This is a genomic window from Pantoea sp. Mb-10, from assembly GCF_021272205.1.
Lineage (GTDB): Bacteria > Pseudomonadota > Gammaproteobacteria > Enterobacterales > Enterobacteriaceae > Pantoea.
Genome location: NZ_JAJSDX010000004.1, coordinates 106,805 through 118,741 on the forward strand (window position 1 = coordinate 106,805; position 11,937 = coordinate 118,741).

Annotated in this window: 8 protein-coding genes; 4 read left to right on the forward strand and 4 right to left on the reverse strand. The window is 58.2% G+C overall.

From position 1 onward, the window contains the following. Nucleotides 1–8: 8 nt before the first annotated feature. The 3 genes from LU196_RS09320 to acs form a co-directional block, all read right to left on the reverse strand. Nucleotides 9–1,661 carry a cation acetate symporter gene (locus LU196_RS09320; RefSeq protein WP_232759020.1) on the reverse strand — a complete coding sequence of 551 codons (1,653 nt, stop codon included), beginning with the start codon at nt 1,659–1,661 and terminating at the stop codon, nt 9–11. Next, the gene (locus LU196_RS09325; RefSeq protein ID WP_232759021.1) at nt 1,658–1,987 is read right to left on the reverse strand and encodes a DUF485 domain-containing protein; all 330 of its coding nucleotides are present in this window, start codon (nt 1,985–1,987) and stop codon (nt 1,658–1,660) included. The genes LU196_RS09320 and LU196_RS09325 overlap by 4 nt, the downstream gene beginning before the upstream one ends. Nucleotides 1,988–2,159: 172 nt before the next feature. Next, nucleotides 2,160–4,115, reverse strand: a complete 1,956-nt coding sequence (gene acs / locus LU196_RS09330; protein WP_232759022.1) for an acetate--CoA ligase — start codon at nt 4,113–4,115, stop codon at nt 2,160–2,162. A 569-nt stretch (nt 4,116–4,684) separates the two neighbouring features. On the opposite strand from acs, the gene gltP reads away from it, so the two are divergent. The 4 genes from gltP (at nt 4,685) to LU196_RS09350 (ending at nt 10,593) form a co-directional block, all read left to right on the forward strand. After that, complete coding sequence (gene gltP / locus LU196_RS09335; RefSeq protein ID WP_232759023.1) at nt 4,685–5,986, forward strand: glutamate/aspartate:proton symporter GltP; 1,302 nt, start codon at nt 4,685–4,687, stop codon at nt 5,984–5,986. Between the two features lie 133 nt (nt 5,987–6,119). Beyond that, nucleotides 6,120–7,031 (forward strand): N-acetylmuramic acid 6-phosphate etherase, encoded by a 912-nt coding sequence (murQ, locus tag LU196_RS09340; protein ID WP_232759024.1) that lies wholly within the window; start codon nt 6,120–6,122, stop codon nt 7,029–7,031. 205 nt (nt 7,032–7,236) lie between these two features. Continuing rightward, entirely contained in the window at nt 7,237–8,781 is a 1,545-nt protein-coding gene (locus LU196_RS09345; RefSeq protein WP_232759025.1) for a PAS domain-containing methyl-accepting chemotaxis protein, read from the forward strand. A 171-nt stretch (nt 8,782–8,952) separates the two neighbouring features. Continuing rightward, entirely contained in the window at nt 8,953–10,593 is a 1,641-nt protein-coding gene (locus tag LU196_RS09350; RefSeq protein ID WP_232759026.1) for a dihydroxyacetone kinase subunit DhaK, read from the forward strand. A 40-nt stretch (nt 10,594–10,633) separates the two neighbouring features. Here the strand turns inward: LU196_RS09350 and sbmA are convergent, their stop codons facing one another. Next, nucleotides 10,634–11,869: a peptide antibiotic transporter SbmA gene (gene sbmA / locus LU196_RS09355; protein ID WP_232759027.1), complete on the reverse strand. Its 1,236-nt coding sequence runs from the start codon at nt 11,867–11,869 to the stop codon at nt 10,634–10,636. Nucleotides 11,870–11,937 lie beyond the last annotated feature (68 nt).

The following is an 11,937-nucleotide window of genomic DNA, read 5'->3' on the forward strand; positions in this document are numbered from 1 at the left end:
CGTTTTTGTTAGTGCGCTTTCCCCTGCGAGATGCCAACGCCGGTTTGCGAACGAATAAACTGGCCGCGGAAGCGCGCGCGCTCCTGCAAGCCTTGCGCGGAATGGTCGGTAATGGAGAACAGCCAGGTGCCCACGAAGGCGGCGAGCATTGAGAACAGCGCCGGATATTCATACGGATAGATCGGCTTCGCGTGTCCCAGTACCTGCACCCAAATGGTTGGACCGAGGATCATCAGCACCACGGCAGTGATCAGCCCCAGCCAGCCGCCCACCATCGCACCGCGCGTGGTGAGTCTTGACCAGTACATGGAGAGGAGAATGATCGGGAAGTTACAGCTGGCTGCGATGGAGAATGCCAGCCCCACCATAAAGGCAATGTTCTGTTTTTCAAACAGAATGCCCAGTGCAATCGCCACCACGCCCAGTACCAGTACGGTGATTTTTGACACGCGCAGCTCTTCACGCTCGGTGGCCTGGCCTTTGCGGATCACGCTGGCGTAGAGATCGTGTGACACTGCAGACGCGCCCGCCAGCGTTAAGCCTGCGACCACCGCCAGAATGGTGGCAAACGCCACGGCGGAGATAAAGCCAAGGAACAGACTGCCGCCGACCGCATTCGACAGGTGCACCGCCGCCATGTTGGTGCCGCCAATCAGCGCACCAGTCGCATCTTTAAAGGCCGGATTCGCCCCCACCAGCAGAATAGCGCCAAAGCCGATAATAAAGGTCAGGAAGTAGAAATAGCCCATAAAGCCGGTGGCCCAGAACACGCTTTTCCGCGCTTCGCGCGCGTCGGCGACGGTAAAGAAGCGCATCAGGATATGCGGTAAGCCAGCGGTACCAAACATTAAACCCAGCCCCAGCGACAGCGCTGAAATCGGATCTTTTACCAGCCCGCCCGGCTGCATGATCGCCGCGCCTTTAGGGTGCACCGCCATGGCTTGTGTAAAGAGCGTATTGAAGCTGAAGCCCGCCGCTTTCATCACCATGATCGCCATAAAGCTGGCGCCAAACAGCAACAGCACCGCTTTGATGATCTGCACCCAGGTGGTCGCCAACATGCCGCCAAACAGCACGTAGAGCACCATCAGGATGCCAACCAATACCACCGCAATATGGTAATCCAGGCCAAACAAGAGCTGGATCAGTTTCCCGGCGCCCACCATCTGCGCAATCAGATAGAGCGCCACCACCACCAGCGAGCCGCAGGCGGAGAGCGTGCGAATCGGCATCTGCTTCAGGCGATAAGAGGCGACATCGGCAAAGGTATAGCGCCCAAGGTTACGCAGGCGCTCGGCAATCAAAAACAGAATCATCGGCCAACCTACCAGGAAGCCGAGCGAATAGATCAAACCGTCATAGCCGGAAGTGTAAACCAGCGCCGAAATGCCCAAAAACGAGGCGGCAGACATAAAGTCGCCGGCCATCGCCAGGCCATTTTGAAAGCCGGTGATATTGCCGCCTGCGGTGTAATAATCGCTGCGCGAGCGCGTCCGCTTCGAGGCCCAGTACGTGATGCCGAGCGTGGCGGCCACAAACACCACGAACATGGCGATGGCTTCATAGTTGGTGGCCTGCTGCTGCACCGCGCCGGTAATGGCATCGGCGGCCAGCACGCTCGCGGGAAGCGAGGCCATGAGGATTGCCAGCAAACGCATCATGGTTTCACCTCGCTCAGAATCTGTTTGGTGAGACGATCAAACTCACCGTTGGCGCGCCACACGTACACGCCGGTAAGCACAAAGGAGACCACAATCAGGCCGACGCCGATGGGAATACCGCGCGTCACGTTGGTACCGGCATGCAGCGGTGTACCGAGCCACGCGGGGGCAAAGGCGATAAGCAGGATAAAACCGACGTAGAGCACCAGCATGATCGCGCTCAGCAGCAGCGCGAACGCCTGGCGTTTGTGCACCAGTTCCTGAAAGCGCGGATTATGCTCGATTTGCTGCCAAACGGCTTCCTGTTGATTTAAGGCTTCGTTCATCACAGTTTCTCCAGAGGAAGGGCAGGCGGATAGCGCACGCGAACGTGAGATAACGGCCTAAATGTTCTTGTTATTAAGATCTTGTGAAGATGAAAAGCATACGGCGTAGGGAAGAGTGACGGCGCGATGCCTGCGGTGAACAGGCGGGGGCACGCCGTCGCGTCAAAGCCGATCAGGGCATGGCGATGGACTGTTTCTCCTCCAGCAATTTCTCCACCACGCCGGGATCGGCAAGCGTTGAAGTATCGCCAAAGTTACTGGTATCGCCCGCCGCAATTTTGCGCAGAATACGGCGCATAATTTTACCGGAGCGGGTTTTCGGCAGGGAATCGGTCCAGTGCAGCACGTCCGGGGTGGCAATCGGGCCAATCTCTTTACGCACCCAGTTACGCACCTCGGTGTAGAGCTCCGGCGACGGTTCCTCGCCGTGATTCAGCGTGATGTAGGCATATATCGCTTGCCCTTTGATGCTGTGCGGAATGCCCACCACCGCGGCTTCGGCGATTTTCGGATGAGAAACCAGCGCTGATTCAATTTCCGCCGTGCCCAAACGGTGGCCGGAGACGTTAAGCACGTCATCTACGCGACCGGTGATCCAGTAGTAGCCATCTTCGTCACGGCGCGCGCCGTCACCGCTGAAGTAGCGATGTTTAAAGGTGGAAAAATAGGTCTGCTCAAAGCGTTCGTGGTCGCCAAACAGCGTGCGCGCCTGGCCGGGCCACGAATCGTTGATCACCAGATTGCCCTCGGTCGCGCCCTCAAGCGGATTGCCTTCGTTATCCACCAGTGCGGGCTGCACGCCAAAGAACGGACGGGTAGCGGAACCGGCTTTCAGCTCGGTGGCGCCCGGCAGCGGCGCGATCATGAAACCGCCGGTTTCGGTCTGCCACCAGGTATCGACAATCGGGCAGCGGCTATCGCCAATTTTCTTGTGGTACCACTCCCAGGCTTCCGGGTTGATGGGTTCGCCCACCGATCCCATGATGCGCAGGCTGCTGCGCTGGGTACCTTCAATGGCTTTGTCGCCTTCGGCCATTAGGGCACGAATCGCGGTGGGCGCGGTATAGAGCAGTGTGACCTGGTGTTTATCCACCACTTCCGCCATACGGCTGGGCTTCGGCCAGTTGGGGACGCCTTCAAACATCAGCGTGGTGGCGCCGCAGGCCAGCGGGCCATAAAGCAGATAGCTGTGACCGGTGATCCAGCCGACGTCGGCGGTACACCAGTAAATATCGTCATCGTGATAATCAAACACGTATTTAAAGGTAGTGGCGGCATACACCAAATAGCCGCCGGTGGTGTGGAGTACGCCTTTGGGCTTGCCGGTGGAGCCAGAGGTATACAGGATAAACAGCGGATGTTCGGCTTCAACCGCCACCGGCTCGTGCCGATCGCTGGCCTGCGCCACCAGTTCGTGCCACCAGAGATCGCGCCCGTCGTGCCACGCTGTGGCATTACCGGTGCGCTTGAATACCACCACATTTTTCACACTGGTGACGCCGGGATTTTTCAGCGCGTCATCCACATTTTTCTTCAGCGGAATGCTGCGGCCGGCGCGCACGCCTTCGTCAGCGGTGATCACCAGCTTAGCGTTAGAGTCGATCACGCGACCCGCGACCGCTTCTGGCGAGAAGCCGCCGAAAATCACGGAATGCACGGCGCCAATGCGCGCGCACGCCAGCATCGCCACGGCGGCTTCCGGCACCATCGGCATATAAATGGCGACCACGTCGCCTTTTTTCACGCCCAGATCGGTCAGGACGTTCGCAAAGCGGCAGACATCGGCATGCAGCTCGCGAAAGGTGAGCGTTTTGCTTTCGTTGGCGTCGTCGCCTTCCCAAATAATGGCGGGGCGATCGCCGCGCGTCGCCAGATGGCGATCGAGACAGTTAGCGGCAAGATTCAGCGTGCCGGCTTCGTACCAGCGAATCGAGATATTGCCGGGCGCAAAAGAGGTGTTTTTAACCCGGTCATAGGGCGTGATCCAGTCGAGGATTTTGCCTTGTTCGCCCCAAAAGGTTTCGGGATCGTCAACCGACTGTTGATACAGCGCCGTGTATTGCTCGGCGTTAATCAGGGCATGCTCTGCAATGGCAGCGGGTACGGGATGCTTATAAATCTGGCTCATGGCTGACCTCCTTGAAGATGTTAATCATATGTCTATCAAAGGTTAATTAAATAGCATGCAGAAGGCTTTGTTTCGGTTTTGCAGTCTGGATCACGACCCTGCCAGAGGTAAAAATGGCGGTATTTGTGCGTATTTATCGCACGCAAAAAGCCTCGGGCTGCGCTTGGGATAGCGGGCGCGGTGGCTAAAAAACAGGCAAACGCGTCGGGCAGTTTTTTACCCTAAACCGCATAGTCATGCGGAAAATTATCGAATTAACACTTTTCATAACAGCGAGTTATGTTTAAGGCCATAAGTCAGCATTTTATGCTACAAAGCTGAATAACTTTTACGCTAACCCGCCGGGGGTTGCATTTACCGTAGTGAAAATGGTACTTATCTCGCCGCTGTTCAGCAGGTATCAACTCAGGCTGCTGCATCACGCAGGCGCAAAATGCCCGCACGGTTTACTGCACTGCAGCCCATTATAACCCTCTATTTTATCGGGCTTTTGCTCACTTCCCTGTGTGTCACGTCTTCTGCACCTTCGCAGCAGAGCAAAGGGGTTTTTACTGAGGAAATAACGCGTTATGAAAGGTTTTAAACTCACCCTGGCCTGGCAAATTTTAATTGCCTTGATTCTCGGCGTTGTCGTCGGGACCGTGCTGCATAATCAGCCCGACGATCGTGAATGGTTAATCACCAATATTCTCACCCCGGCAGGCGACATCTTTATTCATCTGATCAAGATGATTGTGGTGCCCATTGTTATCTCTTCGCTGATTGTCGGCATTGCTGGCGTTGGTGACGCGAAAAAGCTCGGGCGTATCGGCGTCAAAACCATTGTCTATTTTGAAGTGATCACCACCCTTGCCATTGTGGTCGGCATTACGCTGGCCAACGTATTTCAACCCGGCAGCGGCATTGATATGTCAACGCTGGCAACGGTGGACATCTCTAAGTATGAAGCCACCACGGAAGCAGTGCAGGGCGCACCGCACGGCCTGGTGACGACCATCCTCTCCCTGATCCCGCAGAATATCTTTGCCTCGCTGGTGAAAGGCGACATGCTGCCCATCATCTTCTTCTCGGTGCTGTTCGGCATGGGCCTGTCTGCGCTGCCGTCAGAGCACCGCGATCCGCTGGTGACGGTGTTCCGTTCGGTGTCGGAAACCATGTTCAAAGTCACGCACATGATCATGCGCTATGCCCCGGTGGGCGTGTTTGCCCTGATTGCCGTGACGATTGCTAACTTTGGCTTCGCCTCGCTCTATCCGCTGGCGAAGCTGGTACTGCTGGTGTACGTCGCGATCCTGTTCTTTGCCTTTGTGGTGCTGGGCACGGTGGCGCGCTTGTGCAAACTGCGTATTACCACGCTGATGCGCATCCTGAAAGATGAGCTGATCCTGGCATACTCGACCTCAAGTTCGGAAACCGTACTGCCGCGTATCATGCAAAAAATGGAAGCCTACGGCGCGCCGAAAGCCATCACCAGTTTTGTGGTGCCAACCGGTTACTCGTTTAACCTCGATGGCTCCACTCTGTATCAGAGCATTGCGGCGATCTTTATTGCCCAGCTGTACGGTATCGATCTGTCGCTGAGTGACGAGATCATTCTGGTGCTGACGCTGATGGTGACCTCAAAAGGCATCGCGGGCGTACCGGGCGTCTCATTCGTGGTGCTGTTGGCCACGTTGGGCAGCGTAGGGATTCCGCTGGAAGGCCTCGCCTTTATTGCCGGCGTCGACCGCATCATGGACATGGCGCGCACTGCGTTGAACGTGATCGGCAACGCGCTGGCGGTGCTGGTCATTGCGCGCTGGGAAAACCAGTTCGACAGCAAGCAGGCCGCGGCCTATGAAAGCCAGCTGCGCGCGCAAAGCGCCAGCTAACCCTTGCCCGTGCTGAACCCCGCAAACCCGCCTTCCGGCGGGTTTTTTTATGGGCGAACCACATGCGGTCAGAGGTGAATGAACATGATTTATTATATATTTTTGCATAACCTAACTATGGCAGGAGTGGCTGATGCACCTCGATCTGAGTCAGATGATTACCGAAGGGCGAAATCCAGCGAGTCAACATATTGATGAGTTAAGCACCGAGGCGATGCTGCGCGTCATCAATAATGAGGATAAAAAAGTGGCGCTGGCGGTGGAAGCCATTGTGCCGCAGATTGCGCAGGTGGTAGACGCTATCGTCACAGCGTTTAGCCAGGGCGGACGGCTGATTTACTGCGGTGCCGGCACCTCAGGACGTCTGGGTATCCTCGACGCCAGTGAGTGCCCGCCAACCTTCGGCACGCCACGTTCACAGGTGATAGGGCTGATTGCCGGCGGCCACACGGCGATTCTGCAGGCGGTGGAGAATGCCGAAGATAACCGTGCGCAGGGTGCGCAGGATCTGCAAGCCATTGACTTTAGCGCGCGCGACGTGCTGGTGGGCATCGCCGCCAGCGGGCGCACGCCGTACGTGCTCGGCGCACTGGATTGGGCAAAACAGCAGGGCGCATTTACCGCTGCGCTGAGCTGCAATCCAGACAGCCCGATGGCGCAGGCGGCGCAGGTGGCCCTGACGCCGGTGGTAGGGCCGGAGGTGATCACCGGCTCCTCGCGCATGAAAGCGGGCACGGCGCAAAAGCTGGTGCTCAATATGCTGACCACCGGCGCCATGATCCGCAGCGGCAAAGTGTACGGCAACCTGATGGTGGACGTTGAGGCCACCAACCAGAAGCTGGTGCAGCGCCAACTCCATATCGTTAAGCAGGCCACGGGCTGTGACGACGCCCGGGCACAGCAGGCGCTGAGCGCGTGCGACGGCCACTGCAAAACCGCGATTCTGATGGTGCTGGCCGGTTTGGATGCTGCCGAGGCGCGTGCGCTGCTGGCGAACAATAGCGGTTTCATTCGCCACGCGCTGCGTCAGGCCAGCTCACAGTAGCGTGTTAATTTCATGAATATTTTTCCCTAAAGTAGTACCAAAATTTATCAATAATTCCCCTGTTAAGCGCAGGGGGAAATGTTCATCCTTTATTAATTCAGGCTGAAAATTAATTCCGCTGCGCTAAAGCCCACTGTTGCCCTGCCGAAAAGATAAAAAAGCATTATCGATTTGCTTCACTTTTTGCGTCTTGCAAGGACAACACATGCGTAATAACCAGCCCGTCACGCAGCAGGAATTCGTTTTTGACGACGATGCCACGCTGATGTCGACCACCGATCTCAATAGCCATATCACCTACGCGAACGACGCCTTTATTGACGTCAGCGGCTTTACGCCGGAAGAGGTGAATGGCCAACCGCACAATATGGTGCGTCATCCTGATATGCCGCCTGAAGCGTTTGCCGATATGTGGGCCACGCTCAAGCAGGGCGAACCCTGGACCGCGCTGGTAAAAAACCGCCGTAAAAACGGCGATCATTACTGGGTGCGCGCCAACGCGATCCCCGTGGTGCGAGAGGGCCGCGTACAGGGATATATGTCGGTGCGCACCAAGCCATCGCCGGAGGAAGTACGCCAGACGGAAGCGCTTTATCGCGATCTCCGCGAAGGCCGCGCCAAAGGGCGGCGTTTTCATAAAGGGTTGTTGATTGGCACCGGCTGGCGTCGGGTCGGATCGCTTCTCAAGACGCTGCCGCTGCGCTGGCGTATACGATCTCCGCTGATCGCGCTGCTGCCGCTTTCCGTTTGCAGCGTCTGGCTGTTGGGCATGAGCGCCACGCAGACCGGCTGCTTTGCTGCGGGCATGGCCCTTCTCCTGCTGCTGGCAAGCCTGTGGCTCGAGCAGCAAATTTCACGCCCGATGGAGCGCGTCTGCCGTCAGGCCCTGAGCGTGGCCACCGGCGCCAGCCACAAAGTTGATCAGCTCGATCGCGTTGATGAGCTCGGCATCACGCTGCGCGCCATTGGGCAGCTGGGCCTGATGTTCCGCTGGTTAGTCGCGGACGTCAGCGGTCAGGCCATTAATGTGCTGAGCGCCAGTGACGCCATCGCACGCAGCAACAATGAGCTGAGTCAGCGCACTGAACAGGCTGCGGCCAACGTCCAGCAAACCGCCGCCACCATGAATGAGATGACGGCGACCGTGAAAAGCAACACCGAAACCGCGCAAGAGGTCAACAGCCTGTCCGCGCGCACCAGCGAGGTGGCGCAGCAGGGTGGCGAAGTGGTGCAGGAGATGGTGGGCATGATGGGCGATATCGCCGACAGCGCCAGCCGGATTGCCAACATCACCAGCGTGATTGACAGCATTGCTTTCCAAACCAATATCCTGGCGCTTAACGCCGCCGTGGAAGCCGCGCGCGCCGGGGAGCAGGGCAAAGGCTTTGCCGTGGTCGCCAGCGAAGTGCGTAGCCTGGCGCAGCGCAGCGCCAAAGCCGCCAGCGAAATTAAAACGCTGGTAGAAACCAGCGCCAGCCGCGTGCAGTCCGGCAACGACAGCGCCCACGCCGCGGGTCGCACCATGCAGGAGATTGTTGGGCAAGTGCAGCATGTCACGTCGCTGATTGCGCAAATCAGCCACGCCACGGCAGAGCAGTCGGTGGCGCTGAGTGAAGTCAGCACCGCCGTGGAAGATCTCGATGACATCACCCACCGCAACGCCGCGCGCGTGGCGGAGAGCGCGGAAGCCTCTGAACGTATGACGCGTCAGGCTAACCGCCTGGTGGAAGCGATTAGCGTGTTCCGCTAATTCGCCGTTGTGACGCGGTCTGGTCCCTGCAACGCCAGGCCGCGTTAGCCCGCTCTTTACTCTCTGCTGCGGTTAAACCGTGCCATTCCCTGCATTTCTTCTTTTTGTCTCACCGCTTCCCTTGGCGTTTGCGCTACCTTTTACAACGACAACACCATGGGAGAGAAAGCTATGAGCCCGTTTTTTATGCACGAAAAAAACAATCTGGTGAACGAAGCCATCGAGGGCATTTTACTCAGCACGCCCTGGCATAACCTGCGCCGCCTCGACCTCGGCGATGAAATACGCGTGGTGGTAAGGGCCGACTGGGATAAAAGTAAGGTGGCGCTGATCTCCGGCGGCGGTTCCGGCCATGAACCGGCGCACGCTGGCTTTGTGGGCCGAGGCATGCTGACGGCGGCAGTGTGCGGGGACATTTTTGCGTCGCCCAGCGTCGACGCGGTGCTCAATGCCATTATCAACGTCACCGGCGATGCGGGTTGTCTGCTGATTGTGAAAAACTACACCGGCGACCGCCTGAACTTTGGTCTCGCGGCGGAAAAAGCCAAGAACCTTGGCTACAAAGTGGAGCTGGTGACGGTCAGCGACGACATTGCACTGCCGGATAATCCGCAGCCGCGCGGCATTGCCGGCACCGCGCTGGTGCATAAAATTGCCGGGTACGCCGCCGAGCACAATCACACGCTGGAAGAGGTGAAAGCGCTGGCCGAACGCGCTATCGCGGCCACCTTTTCCATCGGTCTGGCGTTTGGCACCTGCCACATTCCCGGCGAAACGCGTGACGAGCGCGTGGCCGCCGGGCACAGCGAACTGGGCATGGGCATTCACGGCGAGCCCGGCGTCATCACGCTGGACACGCAAAACAGCCGCAACATCAGCAGCATCATGACCGACAAGCTGGCGCAGGCGCTGCCGGACGGCAAACAGGCGCTGCTCTTGATCAACAACCTCGGCGGTTTCTCACAGCTGGAGCTGGCGCTGCTGACGCGTGAAGTGCTGCAAACGCCGCTGGCGGCGCGCATCACGCACGTGATCGGCCCTGCCACGCTGGTGAGCGCGCTGGACATGAAAGGCTTTTCGCTGACCTTGCTGGCGCTGGAAGAGCCGTTTCTCACGGCGCTCAATGCGCCCGTTCAGGTGCTGGGCTGGGCGCCGGTGTATGATTTTGCCCCCATCAACCTGCAAGCCGCGTCACGCGTAGAGAGCCTGATCGACTTTGACCCCTCCGAGAATGCGCAGGTGGCGCACGCCGTGGCGCGAGTGACCCAGACGCTGATCGATCTGGAGAGTGAGCTGAATGCGCTGGATGCCAAAGTGGGCGACGGCGATACCGGCTCCACCTTTGCTGCGGGGGCGAAAAAGATCCAGCGCGGCCTGCAAGAAAAGCAGCTGCCGCTGAATGAAGTGCCCACGCTGCTGGCACTGATTGGCGAACAGCTGGCGTCGGTGATGGGCGGCTCCAGCGGCGTCTTGATGTCGATTCTGTTCACCAGCGCCGGGCAGCAGCTGGAAGAGGGCAGCGCGCTGCCGCAGGCGTTGATGCACGGCCTTGAGCGCATGAAGCATTACGGCGGCGCGGAGCCGGGGCACCGCACGCTGGTGGACGCGCTCCAGCCGGCGCTGGAAGCGCTGGTGGCGGGCGAGTCGCTGGAGGCGGCAGCGCGTGCCGCCGCGCAGGGGGCCGCCGCGACGGCCAGCATGGTACAGGCGAAGGCGGGGCGCTCGGCCTACCTCAATCAGCACAGTCTGGACGGGGTGAAAGATCCGGGCGCTTACGCCATTGAGCAGGTGTTTGCGGCCCTGGCGCGCTAAGCAAAAACGCCTCTCCCTGGTTGGGGAGAGGCGCTCGCGCTTACTCGGCGGCCTCGCGCATCATTTCATCGTGGGGAATGTCTGACAAAATTCGCTCGAAGCTGCGCAGACGTTTGTAGATCGACATCAGCGTAATCAGCGTTGACCACGAGGTAATCAGATACTGGAACGACGAGCGCACCTGGTCAAACACGTTGGTGATCTGGTTCATCAAGCCCAGCGTGATGCTGCCTGCCACAATCGACGGAAACAGCACAAACAGCCCGAACACGTTATCCACCTGCAAATAGAGAATGCGGGTGATGTTGAAATAGAGGTAGTGGAAGTAGAGGCGGAAATAGTTATGGCGCACGCGGCTGAACAGCATTTGCACCGTGGGCGGTGAGGCGCGTTCAGGATCGTCTTCGCCGTATACCAGCTCTTTACGGTATGCAGCTTCCACGCGCTGATTGCGAAACTCCAGCCCCGGTAGCTTAATGCCCACCAGCGCCAGCAGGGCGGTGCCAAACAGCGACCACAGCAGCGCGGCAATCACCAACGCATACGGAATATTGCCGAGCAGCGGCACTTCTTTCACGTGGTGCGACAGCGACACCAGCACCGGTAAAAACGCCACCAGCGTCATGATCGCCTGAATAAAGTTGATGCCCCAGTCTTGCAGCGTGCTGGCAAAGCGCATGGTGTCTTCCTGCACGCGCTGCGCAGCCCCTTCCACCAGGCGCAGGCGCTGCCAGTTGTGCATATAGTAGTTGTTCATGGCGGTACGCCAGCGGAACACCCAATGGCTGACGAAAAATGAATTCATCACGCCAATCACCACGGCGATCAAGGCGATACCCAAAAACGCCAGGATCTGCAGGTAAAATTGATGGATCGGCACCGATCCGGCTTTAGTTAGCGCTTTCTGAATCATGTCGCCAAACGGGCCGTACCAGGCGTTAATGCCCACGCCGACCTGCACGCTGAACCAGGTGACAAAGATGATCAGCATCGATCCCCACACCGACCAGCGCTGCCACGGATGGTTATCCACGATGCGCCAGGCAATGGCGAACAGCCCCGCCACAATCCAGTAGTAGGCGTAAAACCAGAGCTGGCTGGCGTGGATAAAGCGTCCGGCATTGGCAGGCAGCGGCTGCTGCATCGCGGCCTGAAACAGGGAAAATCGGTCAGGAAAATCATGAAAGAAGCCGAACCAGGCAAAAATGGCAATCAGGCTCCAAACGGCCGCCGAGCTGAAAAACAGCGTTGGCCGCGGGAAAAAAGACTTAAACATGAGGCACTCCGCTGTGTGTTTCTGATTTTATAACGTTTTTACCATGACTTGTCTGTATTGGTGCATGT